This is a genomic window from Kitasatospora nipponensis, from assembly GCF_039528135.1.
In the GTDB taxonomy this organism is placed as follows: Bacteria; Actinomycetota; Actinomycetes; order Streptomycetales; family Streptomycetaceae; genus Kitasatospora; species Kitasatospora nipponensis.
In genome coordinates this window covers 60,986-80,112 of sequence record NZ_BAAALF010000008.1, presented here as the reverse complement: position 1 = coordinate 80,112, position 19,127 = coordinate 60,986, and the positions used below count along the sequence as shown (strand labels likewise).

Annotated in this window: 19 protein-coding genes and 1 pseudogene; 12 read left to right on the top strand and 8 right to left on the bottom strand. The window is 72.5% G+C overall.

Features of this window, described 5'->3' with window-relative positions:
• Positions 1–453 precede the first annotated feature (453 nt).
• From ABD323_RS04435 to ABD323_RS04415, 5 genes are all read left to right on the top strand, one after another.
• The gene (locus tag ABD323_RS04435; protein ID WP_344439398.1) at positions 454–1,503 is read left to right on the top strand and encodes a sugar ABC transporter substrate-binding protein; all 1,050 of its coding nucleotides are present in this window, start codon (positions 454–456) and stop codon (positions 1,501–1,503) included.
• 96 nt (positions 1,504–1,599) lie between these two features.
• Entirely contained in the window at positions 1,600–3,153 is a 1,554-nt protein-coding gene (locus ABD323_RS04430; RefSeq protein ID WP_344439396.1) for a sugar ABC transporter ATP-binding protein, read from the top strand.
• Positions 3,140–4,168 carry an ABC transporter permease gene (locus ABD323_RS04425; RefSeq protein WP_344439394.1) on the top strand — a complete coding sequence of 343 codons (1,029 nt, stop codon included), beginning with the start codon at positions 3,140–3,142 and terminating at the stop codon, positions 4,166–4,168. The genes ABD323_RS04430 and ABD323_RS04425 overlap by 14 nt, the downstream gene beginning before the upstream one ends.
• A 135-nt stretch (positions 4,169–4,303) precedes the next feature.
• Positions 4,304–5,053 carry a FadR/GntR family transcriptional regulator gene (locus tag ABD323_RS04420; RefSeq protein WP_344439392.1) on the top strand — a complete coding sequence of 250 codons (750 nt, stop codon included), beginning with the start codon at positions 4,304–4,306 and terminating at the stop codon, positions 5,051–5,053.
• Entirely contained in the window at positions 5,050–6,093 is a 1,044-nt protein-coding gene (locus tag ABD323_RS04415) for a sugar ABC transporter substrate-binding protein (RefSeq protein ID WP_425555855.1), read from the top strand. Before ABD323_RS04420 ends, ABD323_RS04415 begins: the two co-directional genes overlap by 4 nt.
• A gap of 14 nt (positions 6,094–6,107) precedes the next feature.
• Here the strand turns inward: ABD323_RS04415 and ABD323_RS04410 are convergent, their stop codons facing one another.
• Entirely contained in the window at positions 6,108–7,001 is an 894-nt protein-coding gene (locus tag ABD323_RS04410; protein ID WP_344439390.1) for a helix-turn-helix transcriptional regulator, read from the bottom strand.
• A 193-nt stretch (positions 7,002–7,194) separates the two neighbouring features.
• On the opposite strand from ABD323_RS04410, the gene ABD323_RS04405 reads away from it, so the two are divergent.
• On the top strand, positions 7,195–7,929 hold the full coding sequence (locus ABD323_RS04405; protein ID WP_344439388.1) for an SDR family oxidoreductase: 735 nt from the start codon (positions 7,195–7,197) through the stop codon (positions 7,927–7,929).
• Positions 7,930–7,983: 54 nt separating this feature from the next.
• Positions 7,984–8,835 (top strand): aldo/keto reductase, encoded by an 852-nt coding sequence (locus ABD323_RS04400; protein WP_344439386.1) that lies wholly within the window; start codon positions 7,984–7,986, stop codon positions 8,833–8,835.
• Positions 8,836–8,889: 54 nt separating this feature from the next.
• Here ABD323_RS04400 and ABD323_RS04395 read toward each other — a convergent pair whose 3' ends face one another.
• A complete protein-coding gene (locus ABD323_RS04395; protein WP_344439384.1) occupies positions 8,890–9,810 on the bottom strand; it encodes an NADP-dependent oxidoreductase in 921 nt (306 codons plus the stop codon).
• Between the two features lie 243 nt (positions 9,811–10,053).
• Here ABD323_RS04395 and ABD323_RS04390 point away from each other — a divergent pair, with 243 nt between their 5' ends.
• Positions 10,054–11,304 carry an FAD-binding protein gene (locus ABD323_RS04390; protein ID WP_344439381.1) on the top strand — a complete coding sequence of 417 codons (1,251 nt, stop codon included), beginning with the start codon at positions 10,054–10,056 and terminating at the stop codon, positions 11,302–11,304.
• A 69-nt stretch (positions 11,305–11,373) separates the two neighbouring features.
• Here ABD323_RS04390 and ABD323_RS04385 read toward each other — a convergent pair whose 3' ends face one another.
• Both ABD323_RS04385 and ABD323_RS04380 read right to left on the bottom strand, forming a co-directional pair.
• Positions 11,374–11,898, bottom strand: coding sequence for an NUDIX domain-containing protein (locus ABD323_RS04385; protein ID WP_344439379.1), 525 nt, complete (start codon positions 11,896–11,898; stop codon positions 11,374–11,376).
• Entirely contained in the window at positions 11,895–12,479 is a 585-nt protein-coding gene (locus ABD323_RS04380) for a class I SAM-dependent methyltransferase (protein WP_344439377.1), read from the bottom strand. Before ABD323_RS04380 ends, ABD323_RS04385 begins: the two co-directional genes overlap by 4 nt.
• Before the next feature lie 266 nt (positions 12,480–12,745).
• Between ABD323_RS04380 and ABD323_RS04375 the strand changes: the two are divergent.
• Positions 12,746–12,978 (top strand): annotated as a pseudogene (locus ABD323_RS04375) (hypothetical protein); the annotation flags it as partial.
• Between the two features lie 113 nt (positions 12,979–13,091).
• Here the strand turns inward: ABD323_RS04375 and ABD323_RS04370 are convergent.
• The 3 genes from ABD323_RS04370 to ligD form a co-directional block, all read right to left on the bottom strand.
• On the bottom strand, positions 13,092–13,436 hold the full coding sequence (locus ABD323_RS04370; RefSeq protein ID WP_344439375.1) for a hypothetical protein: 345 nt from the start codon (positions 13,434–13,436) through the stop codon (positions 13,092–13,094).
• 169 nt (positions 13,437–13,605) lie between these two features.
• Positions 13,606–14,244: a hypothetical protein gene (locus ABD323_RS04365; RefSeq protein WP_344439373.1), complete on the bottom strand. Its 639-nt coding sequence runs from the start codon at positions 14,242–14,244 to the stop codon at positions 13,606–13,608.
• Between the two features lie 218 nt (positions 14,245–14,462).
• A complete protein-coding gene (ligD, locus tag ABD323_RS04360; protein WP_344439370.1) occupies positions 14,463–15,455 on the bottom strand; it encodes a non-homologous end-joining DNA ligase in 993 nt (330 codons plus the stop codon).
• A gap of 149 nt (positions 15,456–15,604) precedes the next feature.
• On the opposite strand from ligD, the gene ABD323_RS04355 reads away from it, so the two are divergent.
• Together ABD323_RS04355 and ku are read left to right on the top strand one after the other, a co-directional pair.
• Positions 15,605–16,600 (top strand): hypothetical protein, encoded by a 996-nt coding sequence (locus tag ABD323_RS04355; RefSeq protein WP_344439368.1) that lies wholly within the window; start codon positions 15,605–15,607, stop codon positions 16,598–16,600.
• Positions 16,601–16,691: 91 nt separating this feature from the next.
• The gene (gene ku / locus ABD323_RS04350; protein ID WP_344439366.1) at positions 16,692–17,831 is read left to right on the top strand and encodes a non-homologous end joining protein Ku; all 1,140 of its coding nucleotides are present in this window, start codon (positions 16,692–16,694) and stop codon (positions 17,829–17,831) included.
• 52 nt (positions 17,832–17,883) lie between these two features.
• Here ku and ABD323_RS04345 read toward each other — a convergent pair whose 3' ends face one another.
• Positions 17,884–18,246 carry a hypothetical protein gene (locus ABD323_RS04345; protein ID WP_344439364.1) on the bottom strand — a complete coding sequence of 121 codons (363 nt, stop codon included), beginning with the start codon at positions 18,244–18,246 and terminating at the stop codon, positions 17,884–17,886.
• A gap of 336 nt (positions 18,247–18,582) precedes the next feature.
• On the opposite strand from ABD323_RS04345, the gene ABD323_RS04340 reads away from it, so the two are divergent.
• On the top strand, positions 18,583–19,008 hold the full coding sequence (locus ABD323_RS04340; RefSeq protein ID WP_344439361.1) for a hypothetical protein: 426 nt from the start codon (positions 18,583–18,585) through the stop codon (positions 19,006–19,008).
• Positions 19,009–19,127 lie beyond the last annotated feature (119 nt).

The following is a 19,127-nucleotide window of genomic DNA, read 5'->3' as shown; positions in this document are numbered from 1 at the left end:
CGCTCCGGAGAACCGGCACGGGGGCCCGAGAGATACATCCGACCTATCGGCGCGCTCCGACCATACGAGCAGTACCCCCGCGACCGCAAGAAGTCCTCCGATGTCTCTTTCCGAGCCCTTGTCGCTCCTGACGGCTCGGCAACAGCAGCTGGTGGCAGCTCGCATAGCGCGACTCGGGGACGCCAATGTCACGGTTGGAATTCGTCAGAGGTCTCCCCTTGTCAGGTTTGTTGCAGGCTCGTAAGGTCCTGCCTACCGCGATCCATCCGATGACTAGGGGGAGGCGCTCTGCCGCAGTCGCCGAGTGCCGCAGCGCCACCGTCGCCCGCCGTGCAGGTGTGGGCAGGGCGGGCACGGTGCTCCCGAGTTCTCGCGCCCACACCGGCCGCCCCGGCCGGCTACGACTGCTCCCCCACCACACGGGCCCCATGCCTTCCAAGGAGACCAAGCACCATGAAGCCTCGCTCCTCCAGAATCGCTGCCACGGCCGCCACCCTCGTCGTCCTGGCGACCCTCGCCACGGCCTGCAACCGCGGCAGCGACTCGAGCACCGCCGCCGGTGCTGGGAAGCCCAAGATCGCCATCGACCTGCCCCGCGCCGACTCGGACTTCTGGAACTCCTACGCGCAGTACGTCAAGTCGGACGTCTCCTCCCAGGGCCTGAACACCCTGCCGGTGAGCAACTCCAGCAACGACGTGACCAAGCTGGTCGCCAACGTCCAGGTGTTCGAGAACACCGGCGCCAAGGCCGTCGTCATGGCCCCGCAGGACACCGGCGCCATCGCCTCCACCCTCGATGCGCTGGCCGCGAAGAAGATCCCGGTGGTCAGCGTCGACACCCGCCCCGACAAGGGCAACGTCTTCATGGTGGTGCGCGCGGACAACAAGGCGTACGGCACCAAGGCCTGCGAGTTCCTCGGCAAGCAGCTCGACGGCAAGGGCAAGGTCGCCGAGTTCCAGGGCGCGCTGGACTCGATCAACGGGCGCGACCGCTCGGAGGCCTTCGCCTCCTGCATGAAGAGCGAGTTCCCCGGGATCCAGGTGATCGAGCTGGCCACCGACTGGAAGGGCGACGTGGCCTCCGCCAAGCTGCAGAGCACGCTGGCCGCCAACCCGGATCTGAACGGCATCTACATGCAGGCCGGCGGCGTCTTCCTGCAGCCCACCCTCGCCCTGCTGCAGCAGAAGGGCGTGCTCAAGCCGGTCGGCCAGAGCGGCCACATCGCGATCGTCTCCAACGACGGCATCCCCGCCGAGTTCGACGCGATCCGCAAGGGCGACATCGACGCCACCATCTCCCAGCCGGCCGACCTGTACGCCAAGTACGCGCTCTTCTACGCCGAGGCCGCCGCCGAGGGCAAGACCTTCCAGGCCGGCCCCACCGACCACCAGTCCACCGTCATCACCCTGCCCAACGGCCTCGAGGACCAGCTCCCCGCCCCGCTGGTCACCAAGGACAACGTGGACGACAAGACGCTGTGGGGCAACAACGTCGGTCACTGACACGCACCGATCTCCCCCGAGCGGCGAGCCCTCACCCCCTGCCCCGAAGGGGGCTCGCCCCTCGCGGTCACCTCCGCGGAAAGGACCCCAGCCGCCATGGCGGATCCCAGCCCCAGCCAGGCCCCCGTCGTCCAGGCCGACGGGATCGGCAAGCGCTTCGGCGCCACCGTCGCCCTCAGCGACGCCCGGATCACCGTCGCCCCCGGCGAGTCGCACGCCCTGGTGGGCCGCAACGGCGCGGGCAAGTCCACCCTCGTCTCGATCCTGACGGGCCTCCAGCCCCCCGACACCGGGACCCTGCGCTTCAACGGCGAACCCGCGCCGGCACCGGGCGACACGGCGGCCTGGCGCGCCCGGGTGGCCTGCGTCTACCAGCGCTCCACCGTCATCCCCGCACTCACCGTCGCCGAGAACCTCTTCCTAGACCGGCAGAGCGGCGGCACGCTCCGTCCCATCAGCTGGAAGCACCTGCGGGCCCAGGCCTCCCAGCTGCTCGCCGAGTACGGCGTGGACGTCGACCCCACCGCCCGGGCCGAGCAGCTCACCGTGGAGCAGCGCCAGTTCGTCGAGATCGCGCGCGCCCTGTCGTTCGGTGCCCGGTTCATCATCCTGGACGAGCCGACCGCCAAGCTGGACGCCCGGGGCATCGAACGCCTCTTCACCAAGCTGCGCGAACTCCAGCGGCAGGGCGTGGCCTTCCTCTTCATCTCGCACCACCTCCAGGAGGTCTACGAGCTCTGCGACACGGTCACCGTCTACCGCGACGCCCGGCACATCGTGACCGCCCCGGTCGCGGAACTCGACCGGCAGGCGCTGGTGGAGGCGATGACCGGCGAGCGGGCGGCGGACGCCGAGCCCCTGTGGTCGGTGGGCGGGCGCACGGCGCCGGCCGGCAGCGCGCTGCTGGAGGTGACGGACCTGGCCCTGCCCGGCAGTTACCAGGACTGCTCGCTGACCGCGCGCGCCGGTGAGGTGCTGGGCCTGGCCGGCTCGGCCGCCAGTGGGAACGTCCAACTGGGCGAGACGCTGGCCGGGTTGCACCGTCCGCACGGTGGCACGGTCACCGTCGCGGGGCGCCCGGTGCGCACCGGCCGGGTCCCGGCCGCGCTCGCCGCCGGCATCGGTCTGGTCCCCGAGGACCGGCACATCCAGGGCTTGGTCCCGCAGCGCAGCGTGGCGGAGAACGCCACCCTCACAGTGACCGACCAGCTCGGCCCCTTCGGCACCGTGCTCCCCTCGCGCACCCGGGCCTTCGCCGAGCGGATGATCACCGACCTGGACATCAAGACCCCCGGCCCCGCCACCCCCGTCGCCGCGCTCTCCGGCGGCAACCAGCAGAAGGTGGTGATCGCCCGCGCGCTGGCCACCGAGCCGCACGTCCTGGTCGCCATCCGTCCCACCAACGGCGTGGACGTCAAGTCCAAGGAAGCCCTGCTCGGCACGATCCGCCAGGTCGCCGAGGCCGGCAGGACCGCCCTCATCGTCTCCGACGAGCTCGACGACCTGCGCGCCTGCGACCGGGTGCTGGCGATGTTCCACGGCCGGATCGTCGCCGAGTTCCCGGCCGGCTGGCGCGACGAACAGCTGGTCGCCGCCGTGGAGGGCATGGCCGACCCCATCGAATCGAAGGACCGTCATGACACCCACTGACCTCGGCCGGCGCCCGGCCACGCTCGCCCCGGCCACCGGCGGCCGCCGCTTCGACCTGGCCCGCTACCGCGACCTCTCGCTGGTCCCCGTGCTGCTGGTCCTCGGCGTCATCGGCTTCGCCGTCTCACCGGCCTTCCTCACCAGCGACAACCTGCTGGGAGTGGGCCAGCAGGCCACCGAGCTCAGCCTCCTGGTGCTCGGCGAAGCCCTGATCCTGATCGCCGGCCGGATGGACCTCTCGCTGGAGTCCACCATCGGCGTCGCCCCCGTCATCGCGATGTGGCTGGTCCTGCCCGACCACGGCGGACGCTTCAACGGCATCGGCCTCTTCCCGGGCTGGAGCGCCATCCCGCTCTGCCTGGCCGTCGGCGCGCTGATCGGCGCGGTCAACGGCTTCCTGATCCTGAAGCTGCGCCTCAACGGCTTCATCGTCACCCTCGGCGCCCTGACCCTGCTGCGCGGCCTCCAGGTCGCCATCTCCCAGGGCCAGTCCATCGTCAACGTCCCCGACTCCTTCCGCTACCTCGGCAGCACCAGCTGGCTGGGAGCGCCCGCGGCGATCTGGCTCTGCGCCCTGCTCTTCCTGCTCGGCGGCTTCGCCCTCGCCTGGCTGCGCCACGGCCGCGCGCTCTACGCGATCGGCGGCAACGCGGAGGCGGCCCGGGCGGCCGGCATCCGCGTCGACCGGATCACCTGGGCCGTGCTGATCCTCGGCAGCGTGCTGGCCGCCTTCGCCGGCGTCCTCTACACCGGCCACTACGGCTCCGTCTCCGCCGACCAGGGCAACGGCTGGATCTTCCAGGTCTTCGCCGCCACCGTCATCGGCGGAGTGAGCCTCAACGGCGGCCGCGGCACCCTGTTCGGCGCCCTCACCGGCGTGCTCACCCTGCAGCTGGTCGTCAACGTCATGACCCTGGCCGGCGTGCCGCCCCTGTGGAACCAGTTCCTCAACGGCGCGATCATCATCGTCGCGCTGATCATCTCCCGCTTCGCCTCCGGCGAGAAGCAGGACTAGGGCCTTCCGCACGCCCCCAGGGGCTCCGGTCCCGTCGCCCGAGCCGCCGCAGTGGCGCGAACCGGCACATCGGGGTGCTCGGACCGCGCCACTGCGGCACTCGTCTTCCAGCAGCGCCGCCAAGGGAGCAGCGACATGACGGTCACCGACCAGGCCATCGAGAAGATCAAGGAAATGATCGTCCGCGGCACCCTGCAGCCAGGCTCCCGGCTGGCCGCCGAGGCCGAACTCGCCGACCAGCTGGGCCTGTCCCGCAGTTCGCTGCGCGAAGCCGTCCGCGCGCTGACCGCGATGCGGATCCTGGTCACCAAGCAGGGCGACGGCACCTTCGTCTCGGGCCTGGAGCCACACCTGCTGCTCGAAGCCATGACCTTCGCCGCCGACGTCTCCCACGGGCACACCGCTCGCCAACTCCTCCAGGTACGACGCCTGCTGGAGCCGCCCGCGGTGGCCCTTGCGGCCGGCCGGCTCACCGACCGTCAGCTCGCCGAGCTGCGTGGCGTCCTCGACCGGTGCGCGACGGCCGCCACCATCGAGGAGTTCATCGACCTCGACATCGAGTTCCACCGCACCATCGCCGACTCCGTCGGCAACCCGGTCCTCTCCACCCTGCTCGGCATCCTCTCCACCCACACCCAGCGCCTGCGCATCGTCCGCGGCGCCATCCCCCCGCCCCCGGCCGGGGACGCCCGCACGACGACCCCCCGCGAGCAGGCGCACCGGGAGCACGAAGCCATCTGGCGCGCCCTGCTCGCCCGCGACGCCCACCTGGCCGCCGGCGCCGCCGCGGTGCACGTGGCCGCGGTGGAGGACTGGCTCGCCGACGGCACCCCGATCGACTCCGCCCCCCTCGACACGATCACCCCAGGACGGTCCGAGCCTTGAAGAGATCCATCGCACCCCCGGCCGCGGTCGGCGGGACCATCCTGCTGCTGTCCGGGACCCTCACCGGTTGCGGCGCCTCCCCGGCCGCCTCGCCCCTGGCCCCCTCGTCCGCCATCGGGATCGACGTCCCGCGCGCCGACTCCGACTTCTGGAAGGCCTACGCCCGCTACCTGGAGCAGGACATCGCCGCCCAGCACCTGAACGTGCTGCCGCTCACCCACTCCGACGGTGACACCACGAAGTTCACCGCCAACATCAGGGCGCTCGCCGCCCAGCGTCCCAGGGCGGTCGTGATGGCCCCGCAGGACACCACCGCCACCATCGGACTGCTGGACGAGCTCCTCGCCAAGCACATCAGCACCGTGAGCGTGGACACCGCGCCGGAGAGCGGCAGCACGTACATGGTGGTGCGCACCGACAACCGGTCCTACGGCACCAAGGCCTGCGAGTTCCTCGGCAGGCAGCTGCACGGCCGGGGCAAGGTGGCCGAACTCCAGGGCGCCCTCGAGTCCATCAACGGCTACGAGCGCTCCCAGGGCTTCTCGTACTGCATGCGCACCGAGTTCCCCGGCATCCAGGTGATCGAACTGCCCACCGACTGGAAGGGCGACGTGGCCGCCACCAGGCTCCGGTCCACGCTGGCCACCGACCCCGACCTCAACGGCATCTACCTGCAGGCCGGCGGCGTCTTCCTGCAGCCCACCCTCGCCCTGCTGCGGGAGAAGGGCCTGCTCAAGCCGGCCGGCCAGAGCGGCCACATCAGCATCGTCTCCAACGACGGGATCTCCCAGGAGTACGACGCGATCCGCAGGGGCGACATCGACGCCACCGTCAGCCAGCCGGCCGACCTCTACGCCAAGTACGCGCTCTCCTACGCCCAGGCCGCCGCCGAGGGCAGGACCTTCCAGGTGGGCCCCACCGACCACGACTCCACCATCGTGCTGCTGCCGGGCGGCCTCGAGGACCAGCTCCCCGCTCCCCTGGTCACCAGGGACAACGTGAACGACCCCACCCTGTGGGCCAACCAGCCGGGCACCTGACGGCCCGTCCCCCGTCACCCCGCGGGGCCCGGCCCAGCGGCGGGTGCGGTGGCCCGCGGGTCGGCGTGGGTGGCGGCGAGGCTGCCGAGGAGCCCGACCCGCTCCTCGGTCGGGGATCCCGCCGCGCTCGTGTAGACGTACAGCATCCATCCGGGGTGATCGGGCAGTTGGACACCCTCGTAGACGAATTCGAGGTCGCCGACCTCGGGGTGGTGGATGTGCTTGGTGCCGGTGCGGTGCAGGCGGACGGCGTGGGCGGCCCAGCGGCTGCTGAAGGCGTCACTGCGGGCCGCGAGCTCCCCGATGAGGTCGGTCAGCGCCCGGTCGCGCGGGTTCCGTCCCGCGGCCGTGCGCAGGTTCGCGGCGGAGGCGTCCGCGGCGTGCTCCCACCGGGGGTAGAAGGTGCGGGCGGCGGGGCTGAGGAAGACGAACCGCGCGCTGTTGTTCCTCACCTCGGGGTCCTCGAGCAGCGGGGCGAGCAGGGCCCGGGCCAGCGCGTTGGTGGCGAGGATGTCGGCCCGCTGGGTGACGATCCAGGCGGGTGCTCCGGTGATCGCGTCGAGCAGGCGCTGGAGCGAGGGGCGGATCGTCGACGGCGCGGGGCGCGAGCGGCGCCGACTCGGTGAGGGGTTCGCGGCCCGGGCGAGATCGTGCAGGTGCTCGGTCTCCGCCTCGTCCAGCCGAAGGGCCCGGGCGAGGGCGTCGAGCACCTCGGGCGAGACGCCGGCGAGGTTCCCGCGTTCCATCTTGGCGTAGTAGTCGCTGCTCATCCCCGCGAGCAGGGCGACCTCCTCGCGGCGCAGGCCCGGCAGGCGGCGACGGCCGCCGGCGACGATCCCCGCCTGCGCGGGGGTGATCCGGTCGCGTCGTGTGCGCAGGAAGTCCCGCACCTCGGCCTGGTGGTCCATGTCGTCCACGGTACGGCCCGCGCGCCGTCCGAAGGAGTGACTGCCAGTACACGGATCAGCCGTCCCTCGCGCCCTGGAGGGGCCGGTGCTGCAATGGCTACGTCGGGGCGATCCGGGCCTTTCGGACCGCCGGGCGCCGACCGCCACCGGGCGGCCGGCCACCCGACGTCACCGCGAGGGAACAGGGACCACCATGAGCCAGCACCAGCAGCAGGGGCGCGTCGCCGTCATCACCGGCGCCTCGTCCGGCATCGGCGCCGCGACCGCCCGGTCGCTGCACGCCGCGGGCTACCGGGTGGCGCTGCTCGCCCGCCGCACCGACCGCATCGAGGCCCTGGCCGACGAGCTCGGTCGCGGTGCGATCGCCGTCCCCGCCGACGTCACCGACCGCGAGGCGCTCCTCGCGGCGGCCGACCGGGTGAGGCGGGAGTTCGGCGGCACGGACGTGCTGGTCAACAACGCCGGGGTCATGCTGCTCGGCCCGTTCTCCGCCGAGCAGCGCGACGACTACCGCAGGATGATCGAGGTCAACCTGCTGGGCGCGATCACGGCCACCGAGGTGTTCCTCGACCAGCTCAAGGACGGCGGCGGCGACCTGGTGAACATCTCCTCCGTCGCCGGCCGGGTCGCCAACGTCGGCAGCGGCGTGTACGCGGCCACCAAGTTCGGCCTCAACGGCTGGTCGGAGTCACTGCGCAAGGAACTGTTGCCCGACGTGCGCGTCACCGTGATCGAGCCCGGCGTCGTCGCCACCGAGCTGCCCACCCACATCACCCACGCAGCGACCCGCCAGGGCGCCCAGCAGCTCTACGGCGTCGCCGAGGTCACCGCCCAGGACGTCGCCGAGGTCATCACCTTCGTCCTCCAGCGCCCCCGCCACCTGGCCATCCACGAGGTCCTGCTGCGCCCCGCAGCCCAGGCGGCCTGACCCCGGGACCCACCGGCTGAACCCGCCGACCGTCCGTCCCTCCAGGAGAGTCCCGTGCAGCACGTCACCCTGAACAACGGCGTCGAGATGCCGATCCTCGGCTTCGGCGTCTACCAGATCCCCGCCGAGGGGACCGAGCAGGCCGTCTCCGACGCCCTCGCCGCCGGCTACCGGCTGCTGGACACCGCCGCCGCCTACGGCAACGAGGAAGCCGTCGGCCTCGCAATCAAGAACAGCGGCATCCCCCGCGAGGAGCTGTTCGTCACCACCAAGCTCTGGATCCAGGACGCCCCCGCCGAGCACCGTACCCGCCGCGCCGTCGAGACCTCCCTGACCAAGCTGGGCCTGGACCACGTCGACCTCTACCTGATGCACCAGCCCTTCGGTGACGTGTACGGCCAGTGGCGCGCCATGGAGGCCGCCCACCGCGAGGGCCTGGCCAGGGCGATCGGCGTCGCCAACTTCTATCCCGACCGCCTCCTGGACCTGATCGTCAACAACGAGATCACCCCGGCGGTCAACCAGATCGAGACCCACCCCTTCTTCCAGCGCACCGCCGACCACGCCCTCATGCGCAAGCACGATGTGCGGCACCAGGCGTGGGGCGGCTTCGCCGAAGGCAGGAACGACCTGTTCACCCATCCCGTCCTCGCCGGGATCGGTGCGGCGCACAGCAGGTCCGTGGCCCAGGTCGTGCTCCGCTGGCTGATCCAGCGCGACATCGTCACCATCCCCAAGTCCGTCAACCCGGACCGGATGGCACAGAACATCGACGTCTTCGACTTCCGACTCACCGACGACGAGATGGCCGCCATCGCCGCCCTCGACACCGGCACGACCCTCTTCTTCGACCACCACGACCCCGAGATGGTCGCCTGGCTCAGCAGGCGCCGTCTGGACGGCTGAGCACCGGAACACCACCCTCGACCGGCCGGCGAGTGGCGCCCCCGCGGTCCGGTCTCAGGGCGTGACGACGAGCTTGCCGCGGGTGTGTCCGGTGCGGCTGGCGTCGAAGGCCTCGCCGGTCCGCTCCAGCGGGAAGGTCCGCGCGACCTCGACGGTCAGCGCGCCGCGCTCGGCGGCGGCGGCCAGCACGGCCAGCTCGGCGCCGTCCGGACGGACCCAGATCCAGTGACCACCGTGCTGCTCGACGCGCGGGTCGGCCACCGACACGTGCCGCCCGCCCTCGGCGAGCACGGCCTGCGTCGTCTCCAGCTGACCGCCGACGAAGTCCGCCACCGCCGACACGCCGTCAGGCGCCAGCGCCCGCAACCGCTGCACCAGGCCCTCCCCGTAGCTCACCGGCTCGCCACCGAGCCCTCGCACGAACGCGTGGTTGCCCTCCGAGGCGGTGCCGATCACCCGGGCCCCGCGGTCGCGGCCCAGCTGCACCGCCAGGCTCCCCACCCCGCCGGCCGCGCCGTGCACCAGCAGCACGTCGTCGGGGCCGACCGCGAGCCGGTCCAGGCTGCGCAGCGCGGTCAGGCCGGCCAACGGCAGCCCGGCCGCCTGCGCCCAGTCCAGCGTGGCGGGCTTACGGGCCACCGCGGGCGCGGCGACCGCGACGTACTCGGCGAAGGTGCCGGCCTGCACCACGTCCTTGCGGGCGTACGCCATCACCTCGTCCCCGGGCGCGAACTCGGGCGTGTCGGGGCCCGTCGCGGTCACCACCCCGGCCACGTCCCAGCCCGGGATCACCGGGAAGACCGTGTCCATCATGCCGTCCAGGCCGCCCGCCATCACCTTCCAGTCGACCGGGTTGACGGCCGCCGCACGGACCTGGATCAGCACCTGGCCGGGGCCCACCTTGGGGTCGGCCACCTCGCCGCAGCGGAGCCGTGCGTTGTCCGGGGCGAACGAGTCGTAGGTCACCGCGCGCATGAACCAACCTCCAGGGGACCGCCGTCGGCGCCGCCCGTGCCTCCGCCGGGCGGTCGGACACCGGCGGCCACGCTATCCCGGCACGGAAGCGCTGCCCCCGCGACGCTCCGTCGGTGCACCCCGATCCGCGAGCGGGTGGTCGGCGATCCGCTCGACACCGCTCCCCACCCGTGACAGCCTCGCGGTGGCGAGCGGCCCGCACCCGAGGGCACCGCGCGTTCCCCGGACCGAGGAGGCGACACCGTGACCGTGGCAGCGACCAACTGGGCGGGGAACATCAGGTTCGGCGCCGAGCGACTCCACGAACCCCGCACCACCGCCGAGTTGCGGCGGATCGTCGCGGACGGCCGGTCGCTGCGGGTCCTCGGGACCGGGCACTCGTTCAACGCGATCGCCGACACCACGGGCGACCTAGTGTCCGTCGCCGCCCTGCCCCGGACCGTCGAACCGGACGAGCGGGCCGGCACGGTGACGGTGAGCGCCGGCATGCGCTACGGCGAGGTCGCCGAGGTGCTCGACCGGGCGGGGCGGGCGCTGCACAACCTCGGGTCGCTGCCGCACATCTCGGTCGCGGGGGCGTGCGCCACCGGGACGCACGGCTCGGGGATCGGCAACGGCTCCCTGGCCACGGCGGTGCGAGCCGTCGAGTTGGTCACGGCGGACGGCGCCCTGGTGACGATCGACCAGGACGCGGCGGAGTTCCCCGGATCGGTGGTGGCCCTGGGCGCCCTCGGTGTGGTCACCCGGCTGACCCTGGCGACGGTGCCGGCGTTCGAGGTCCGGCAGTGGGTCTACGAGGACCTGCCGACGGCCGTCCTGCGCGAACGGTTCGAGGAGATCATGGCGGCGGCGTACAGCGTCAGCCTCTTCACCCGCTGGCGGACGGACCGGATCGATCAGGTCTGGCTCAAACGGCGAGGCGGCCCCGACGCTCCCAGGGCCTGGTTCGGTGCGGTGCTCGCCGACGGCCCGCGCCATCCCGTGCCCGGCTGTCCGCCCGAGCCCTGCACGCCGCAGTTGGGCGTTCCGGGCCGGTGGCACGCCCGACTCCCCCACTTCCGAATGGACTTCACGCCGAGCAGCGGTGACGAGCTGCAGTCCGAGTACTTCGTCGCCCGCACTGACGCCGTCCGCGCGTTCGACGCGCTGGACGCCGTCAGGGAGCGGATCGCACCGGCCCTGCAGATCGGCGAGATCCGCACGGTGGCGGCCGACGCGCTGTGGCTCAGCCCCGCCTACGAACGCGACTCCGTCGCCTTCCACTTCACCTGGCATCCCGACGACCTGGCCGTGGCCGAGGCGGTCGAGACGGTCGAGGAGGCACTGTCGCCGTTCGCCGCCCGGCCGCACTGGGGCAAGGTCTTCGCCCTGGCGCCCGAGACGATCCGGGCCTCCTACCCACGCTGGGACGACTTCCGCAGGCTGCTGGGCGAGTTCGATCCGGCCGGCACGTTCCGCAACGCCTTCCTCGCCCGGCACTTCCACGCCGGGTAGCTCCGGGCGCCCCGTCCGGCGCGCCCGGCTTCGGGGCTCGCCCGCACCTCCGTCCACGCTCGGCCACCCTCACCAGGCGGAGGAACCCGACCTCAGAAGCTTCACGTACCGTCGGATGCGCAGCACGTCATCGGGGAAGCAGCTGTCCCAGCCCTGGTCCAGCCGCATCCAGGCCGCGGGCTGTCCCTCCTCCGCGATCAGCGGCTGTGCCGGGTCGCCGATCGCCGCGTAGGAGAGGGACAGCGTCTCCGGCCAGCCCGGGCCGAACGACCGCACCGCCACCGCGGCGGGCCGCTCCACCAACCGTGGCCGCAGCCCGGTCTCCTCGAGCAGTTCCCGGGCCGCGCCCTCCCGCGGACACTCTCCGGGCTCGACCCTGCCACCGGGCGGGACCAGCCCGCGCCACGGATGCCCGACCAGCACGATCTGCTCCAGGGCCGCGTCCAGGACCCACACCTCGGCGCCCAACGGCTCCACGGCGCCGACCAGCGCAGAGCGCAGCCAGGCCCTGGCCCGGTCGAACTCCAGCACCGCGCTCCCGGCGTCAGCGACGGCAGCGTCAAGCGGTCGCTGCTCGAACACGCTACGGATCATGACGACAGGCTACGAGCCGCCACTGACACCACCGGGCCGATGGCAGCGCCCTTGCGGTCCGGCGACAGTGCGAGGTCAGACGGGTGACGTGCCGCGCCAGAGGGCAGGAACTCGCGGAAGAGGGCACCGTAGAACTCCCACTCCGGCGCTTCCTCGACCATTCCGGGGACGGAGCAGGAGAACACCCCGCCGGGGGTGAGGACGCGACGGATCTCCCGGGCTGCCGCGGCCGGATCGTCGAGCCGGTGGACGACGAATCCGGCACAGACCAGGTCGAACGAGCCGTCGGGGAAGTCCAGCCGGTGAGCGTCCATCACCCGCGCCTCGTGAACCAGCGGATACCGGGTCGGGATCCGCTCGACCATGCCCGGGGCGCAGTCCACCGCCGTCACCTGGCACCCACGGGCGAGCGCGGCGGCGGTCAGGGCGCCGCGCCCGGCGCCCAGGTCGAGGACCCGGGTGCCCGGCGCCGGGGCGAGCCACTCCACGTGCTGCCGGCCGAACCCGGCGAAGAACGGCAGCACCTCGTCGTACACCGAGGCCACTCGGTCGAAGAGGGCGGTGGCTCGTGCTGCGGTCATGGCCGGTCATCCTGGCAGAGGGCCCGCTGGATCTTCCTGCCGGCCAATCGGTAACGCCAAGCCGTGCAGCAGCCATGAAGATCAAGATCTCAGCCGCAGTCCTGTACTACCGATCGATGTCGACGTGAACCCCGCGCAGTCGCAGCCGGGCCTTGAGGAACTCCATCTCCGACCAGGTCCCCACCCAGGCCATCGTGGCTCAGCTCCCCAACCAACTCGCGAGCCCGTGACAACGAGGCCGCTGAGACCTCCCGAAAGACCTTCAAAGCCGGGACGAGGAGCGGATCCTGGAGGATCTCGCGGACCGGAACCGGCTCGGTCAAGGTCCGCTGACCTGCCAGGAGATGGCCGCCTGCTTCGGTATGGATCCGGTGCCCGGGAAGGTGGAGGCTCTGCGGTCGAAGGCGAAGCGCTGGTGGCCAGGGGCTGGCTGGCCGAGCCTGCACCAGGCCCGTTCACGCTTGCGGGAGGCGTGGCTGGGCAGGGCGGCGGATCGTAGGCAGCGACGAGCGGCGAACCGTCGGTCCCGGCCTGTTCATCGGGTGTGGGAAGGCCATTGCCATCTTCCAGGCTGAATCCCGGTCCTCCCGCGGGGTCCGCCGGCCGAGCGGCTCAGTCCCGCAGAGTTTCTCCCTGTGGGTCGTAGCAGACGAGCCCGTGCTCGCGAGCCAAGGCAGCCGCGTACTCGGAAACTTCCTCCGCCCTGCTGTAGGACATGAGCAGATAGACCATCGGGCCTGAGGCCTCGTCGATGACGGGTGGTGAGGCCCAGGGGCTGCCAGGTAGATGGTCCGGATACCGATCGACGAGAGCCTTGATGTACGCCTCAATGCGCGGCGACGGCTCGACGATCAGATCTTCCGATTCGAGATAGCGCTCGTAGAGCTCGTCGAAGACCGCACCGGCCTCGTCGTTGCTCGGCTGCTCGCCGTCCCATACGGCCAGGTCGTAGCTCACGTGCGAATGATCGCAGGTGTCCACTCGACTGAGGTCGGCGCCCCGGCGCCGGCCGGTTCACGCTCGCGACGGGCGTGGCCGGGCCAGGCGTCGGGTCATGAGCGTCGTCATCGACCAATAGACCATTGGCTTCTGCGGAATTGCGGGTTGGGTGGCCGAACTGGGCTGGTCAGGCTCTGGTTCGCGTTGTGGCGGACCGGGCCATGAGTTCGGCAGCCTGGCGGAGCTGCGTCGCGTGGATGACGGGTGACTGGGCGGTGATGACGAGTCCGTGGGCATCGGAGAGGGGGACCAGATGGTGAGTCTGCCGCCAGGCGGTGCCGTCGTGCTGGTAGGCGAGTTCGACGACTTCGAACGCGGCCTCGAGTCGGTGGTCGACGAGAGTCTGACCCGGGGCGATCAGCTGGGTGAGTGGGGGGATCCGGTCATGGCCGCGCGGGCCCTGCAGGTAGATCACGGAGCCGTCCGGGCCGAAAAGGACGAACGGGGTGGAGTTGTCGCCTGCGGGTGGGGAGTCGATCGCGAAGCCTTCGGGCCACTCGACGGAGAAGGGGGACGTCTCGATCCGCCAGACGTGCTCGGCGGGTCCGGCGAGCACCTCGACGACCTCGTCGGCCGACTGCGCGTTGGTCAGCTTGACGGCCGGCGTTTCCGCGGGCCCGGTGACAAGGGCGGTGCGGGCGGTCTGGCCCTCCCAGCGGGTCACGCTCACCGTGCCCGGCGCGTGTTCCAGGCGCTCGAAGGTGTAGGGCCAGATCGGAATCAGCGTCATCCCAAAGCCGGTCAGCCGGGCGAAGACGTGGCCCATGATTCCCCTCCGAGTCTGTGGGTCCTCATGATCGCGCATGCTGGGAACTACTGGTCGGCGGGGTCCCTGTCCACTCTGGGCACCTGCTCCAGTGAGAACGAGTCCGGCGGACCGAGACCGGATGAGATTCGGCCGGCCGCAGCGAGACAGGACACTCGGCTCATCAAGTACCGCGCATGACGTCCGGGCCCGCCTGACAGATGTCTCGACCGATCACGTCACAGCGGCCGGTCCTGGTACGGGCCGCGCAGCCCCCGCCACACCGGCTGCCGCAGCCGCCCCGCGCTCGTCCACTCCAGGTGTTCGACCTCCGCGGTCAGCACCGGGCGGGTGAAGGCCAGGACGTCGCCGCGGGGGATGTCGGTGACCGGCGTACTGAAGGGTGACGTCGGGCTCTGCAGGCGGCGCAGCAGGGCGGCCAGCGCGCGGCGTTCGGCGGTGGAGAAGCCGGTGCCGACGCGACCGACGTAGCGCAGGCCTTCCGGGGTGGGCAGGCCGCTCAGGACGGCCTTGACCGCGGTGCCGGCCGGACCGCCGGCGATCCAGCCGCCGATGACGATGTCGACGGTGCGCAGACTCTTGGTCTTGACCCAGTCGGTGGAGCGGATGCCGGGCGCATAGCGGGATTCCAGCCGTTTGGCGACGATGCCCTCCAGATGGTGCTCACGCGTGAAGGCGAGCGCGGCGTCACCGCCACCGTTCTCCCAGTGCGGCGGGACCCGCACGCGCCCGCCGCCCAGGCCCAGGGCGCGCAGCGCCGCGCGGCGCTCGCGATAGGGGCGCTGAAGGAGCGACCCGTCACCGTGGAGGAGGAGGTCGAAGGGCAGGTAGGTCGCGGGCAGGGTGCGGGCGGCGCTGCGGATCGCCGCCGTGCGCGTCAGGTGGAGACGGCGCTGCAGCAGCGCGAAGGAAGGCCGGCCCTCCGGGTCGAAGCAGACGAGCTCCCCGTCGAGGACCAGGGGGCCCTCGGGGAGTTGCTCGCGCAGGGCCTCGACGACCTCGGGGAACGCCGCGGTGAGGTCGGCCCCGCTGCGGCCCGTCAACACGACCCCCGTGTCGGGGTGGGAGCGGGCGATGGCCCTGGCCCCGTCCCACTTGACCTCGAACGCCCACCCCGCCCCGCGGGGCAGCGGTCCGGGGGTCGCGAGCATCGGCTCGACGGCGACGAGCGCCTGGTCGGCCGACTGCGAAGGTGCGTGCCGCGGGGCCATCCGGCCTCCCTCGAAGTGGCCGGCGCACCGTGTGCCGGCCGTGGTTCCGACTGCCCCCGGACCTCCACGATGGCACGCCGCGGGTGCACGTGCGGCCGGGCCCCCACCGGCACGATGCTGGGAGGAAGGGGTTGCTGGGAGGAGGTCGGATGGCCGGTGCGGACGACGGCTTCGACCTGGTCGCCGACGAGCTCTACGCCCTGCCGGCAGCGGGGTTCAAGCTCGCCCGCGACGCGGCGGCCCGCCGCGCGAAGGCCGGCCGGCAGCCCGAGCTCGGCCGCCGGATCGCCGCGCTCCGCCGGCCGACCGCCGCGGCCTGGGCCGTCAACCAGCTCGCCCACCGCCACCGCGGCCGGCTCCAGGAACTGCTCGACCTCGGGGCCGATCTGCGTCGTGCCCAGGACCGCGCGGACGCCGAGGCCCTGCGGCGCCTGACCGGACGACGACAGGCCGCGATCGCCTCGCTCCTCGACCTGGCCGCCGGCGCGGCCGAACAGGTCGGCCGGCGCCTGAGCGACCAGGGCCTCCAGGACGTCGAGCAGACGCTGGTGGCCGCCCTGGCCACCCAGGACGCCGCCGACCAGGTCGGTACGGGCCGACTCGCCAACGCGTTGACCCCACCCACCGCCTTGCCCGACCTCGCCCCGCTGCTGCACGCCGTCCCCGGCCCCGGGCCCGCATCCGCCGGCGGATCGTCGGCGTCCCGGCCGGCCCCGCCGGAGACGAAGACGGAGACGGGGACGGGGGCGGAGACGGGGTCGAGGACGAGGAGGGAGACGGGGACCGGGGCGGCGCCCGATCACGAGGGCGCCGCCGAGCAGCGAGCGCGACACCTGGAGCAGCTCCGGGCACAGCGCGACCGGCTCGCCTCCGCGGCGGCCCTCGCTCGGCGTGCCGCCGCGGAGGCCGAGGGTGAGGTGGAGTCGCTGGCCGAACGGGTGAGGGTGATGGCGCGGGAGGCCGAGCGGGCGAAGGCGGCGTGGGAGGCGGCCCGCTTCGCCGAGCGTGGCGCGAGGCAGGCCGAGCGGGCGGCCCGTACGGGGCTGTCGGGGCTGCGCCGGCGGGCGGAGCAGGCTCGACGCCGCGCCGAGGAGGCCGACGCGCACCTGACCGGGGTGACGCGGGCGGCAGTGCGGCACCCGTAGGGGCCCGAACGCCGCAGCGGCCCGCCCCTCGCCGCGCCCGAGGGTGCATATTGGGTGAAAAGGGATGTCCCGGATGGTGGAGGTGACGGCGGTGGCCAGACCGATCTGGACGGGCGTGCTGAGCTTCGGGCTGGTCACGGTACCCATCGCCCTGTACTCGGCGACCGAGTCCCACGGCGTCAGCTTCCGGCAGATCGAGCGGGGCACCGCGGACCGGGTCCGCAACAAGCGGGTGAACGAGCGCACCGGCGAGGAGGTCGCCTTCGGCGACATCGTCAAGGGCTTCGAGCTGGCCGAGGGGGAGTACGTCATCGTCGAGCCCGACGAACTGGAGAAGATCTCCCCCGGGCGTTCGAAGACGATCGAGATCACCGGTTTCGTCGACCTCGACCAGGTGGAGCCGATCTACTTCGACACCACCTACTACATCGGCCCCAAGGGCAAGGAGTACGCCAAGGTCTACGCGCTGCTCCAGCGGGCCATGGAGAAGGCGAACCGGGCGGGGCTGGCGCTGTTCTCGATGCGCGGCAAGCAGTACCTGACCGCGGTGAAGTCCGAGGGCGGGATCCTCAGCGCCCACACCATGCACTTCGCGGACGAGGTGCGTGACCCGCGCCGGGAGGTCGACAACCTGCCCGATGCCGACCTGTCGGTCTCCGAGCGGGAGCTGTCGGCGGCGGAGCAGTTGATCGACATGCTGGCCGTCGACTGGCAGCCCGAGCAGTGGCGCGACACCTACAGCGAGCGGGTCCGCGAGCTCGTCCAGGCCAAGGCGGAGGGGCGCGAGGTCACGGTCAGCGAGGGGCCGGCGGAGGCCAGCAACGTCGTCGACCTGATGTCGATCCTGGAGCGCAGCCTGCAGAGCGCCGGCACCTCCCCCGCACCGGCCGCCGCCGCGACCGAGAGCGGCACCGCAGGGCAGCCGACAGGACGTGCGGACGCCGGCGCTACCCGAGCGCGCAGCACCCCCTCCGCCCACCGGGCCCCGAAGGAGGGCGGTGCCAAGAAGAGCACCTCCACCCGGCAGCCGGCCAAGGCGTCGGCCGCGCGCAAGAGCACCAGCCAGGCCAGGACCCCGAAGGAGGACCTGGGCGCGCTCACGAAGGCCGAGCTGTACAAACGGGCCACCGACCTCGACATCCCCCACCGCTCCACCATGACCCGCGACCAACTCCAGGACGCCCTCGAACACACGACCCCCACCCGACGCCGCCACCTGCGCAGCGCCTGAGCGAGCGGGTGGTGACGTCCCGGCCGCCCGACGCCGCGTCGCGCTGCCGGCTTCACCGACGCGGCTGCGCGACGAGGGCGAACGCCGTCCTGTCGCCGACCATGGTGAAACGCGCGGGCTCCCCCGTCGCCTCCGGCTGCCACCCACCCGCGATGCCGGCGCGAACGAGGGCCGCTGTCAGGCCGGGCGTGACGGGTTCGCGGGGGAACAGTTCGGCTGCCCTCTCGCCCGCGGCCGCGATCTCTCGGAAGTACAGCCAGAAGTCGCTGAACGCCACGGAGACGACGAGTTGGCGCCGCCGGCCCGGCCCCTCCCGCCAGGCGCGTACGGCGACGTGATCGGGATCGAGGACCTGGATGACCCAGCGGTACTCGAGCCCGTCGACGTGAATCCTGCGCGGTCGTCTCGGTGTCACCTGACGACGATAGGGCCAGGGCCACGGCCGGCGACGGCGGGCTCGCGATGCCGGACACCCGCACGCGCTCCTGCCGATGCCGGGCCGGGCCGGGGCCGAGCCCCGCGTGCGGCGGAAATGACGGTGGCCATTCAGAGCATTCTCTGAGCCGGCTGCCCTGGTGCGGTCCCTGACGTCACGTCAAGAATGGCAGGGCCGCACCGCGTTCGTGCGGCCAGGGGCACGGCCGTCGGGCCGGTGCCTCGCGGTCGGCGTGCTCCGCGGCGCCACCGCTCCGAGTCGGCCGCCCCGATCCGCGCGGCCGCGATCCGCAAACCCGCGATCCTGGAGACCCCCATGCCCAACCGTGCCCGAACGGCTCCGGCCGCCTCGACGACCTCCCGGCTGCTGGCGGCGGCGCTCTGCCTGGCGGTGTCCTGGATCCACGTCCAGGACCAGGGCGGCTTCCCCGGCGACAAGACCCCGCACTACGTCGGGGTCGGCTACTACCTGCTGGAGGCGGCCGGCGTCCTGGCCGCCCTGCTGCTGCTCGCCGCGGGCGGACGCGTGGCCGGCTGGCTGCTCGCGGCCGGGGTCGCGTTCGGCCCGCTGCTGGGATTCGTCCTCTCGCGCGGCCCGGGCCTGCCCGGCTACGGCGACGACCGGGGCAACTGGACCGAACCGCTGGGCATCGCCGGCGTCGCCGTGGAGGCGGTCCTGCTCGCCCTCGCCGTCACCGCCTTCCTCACCGCGTCCCAGACCGGCCGCCGCGTCGCGACCTGACCGCCACGGCCGGCACCGTCGGTCGCGTAGGCGCTCGCGGCGCTCCCCAGCCCGCAGCGCCCGCGACCGCGACCGCGACCGCCCGGGCGGAGGATCACCTGTTGATAGCGGCTCGGAAT

Bases quoted from the DNA above. Each gene is read 5' to 3' on its own strand.
- ABD323_RS04435 (WP_344439398.1), top strand. From the start codon at position 454: ATGAAGCCTCGCTCCTCCAGAATCGCTGCCACGGCCGCCACCCTCGTC.
- ABD323_RS04430 (WP_344439396.1), top strand. From the start codon at position 1,600: ATGGCGGATCCCAGCCCCAGCCAGGCCCCCGTCGTCCAGGCCGACGGG.
- ABD323_RS04425 (WP_344439394.1), top strand. From the start codon at position 3,140: ATGACACCCACTGACCTCGGCCGGCGCCCGGCCACGCTCGCCCCGGCC.
- ABD323_RS04420 (WP_344439392.1), top strand. From the start codon at position 4,304: ATGACGGTCACCGACCAGGCCATCGAGAAGATCAAGGAAATGATCGTC.
- ABD323_RS04410 (WP_344439390.1), bottom strand. From the start codon at position 7,001: ATGGACCACCAGGCCGAGGTGCGGGACTTCCTGCGCACACGACGCGAC.
- ABD323_RS04405 (WP_344439388.1), top strand. From the start codon at position 7,195: ATGAGCCAGCACCAGCAGCAGGGGCGCGTCGCCGTCATCACCGGCGCC.
- ABD323_RS04395 (WP_344439384.1), bottom strand. From the start codon at position 9,810: ATGCGCGCGGTGACCTACGACTCGTTCGCCCCGGACAACGCACGGCTC.
- ABD323_RS04385 (WP_344439379.1), bottom strand. From the start codon at position 11,898: ATGATCCGTAGCGTGTTCGAGCAGCGACCGCTTGACGCTGCCGTCGCT.
- ABD323_RS04380 (WP_344439377.1), bottom strand. From the start codon at position 12,479: ATGACCGCAGCACGAGCCACCGCCCTCTTCGACCGAGTGGCCTCGGTG.
- ABD323_RS04365 (WP_344439373.1), bottom strand. From the start codon at position 14,244: ATGGGCCACGTCTTCGCCCGGCTGACCGGCTTTGGGATGACGCTGATT.
- ligD (WP_344439370.1), bottom strand. From the start codon at position 15,455: ATGGCCCCGCGGCACGCACCTTCGCAGTCGGCCGACCAGGCGCTCGTC.
- ABD323_RS04355 (WP_344439368.1), top strand. From the start codon at position 15,605: ATGGCCGGTGCGGACGACGGCTTCGACCTGGTCGCCGACGAGCTCTAC.
- ABD323_RS04340 (WP_344439361.1), top strand. From the start codon at position 18,583: ATGCCCAACCGTGCCCGAACGGCTCCGGCCGCCTCGACGACCTCCCGG.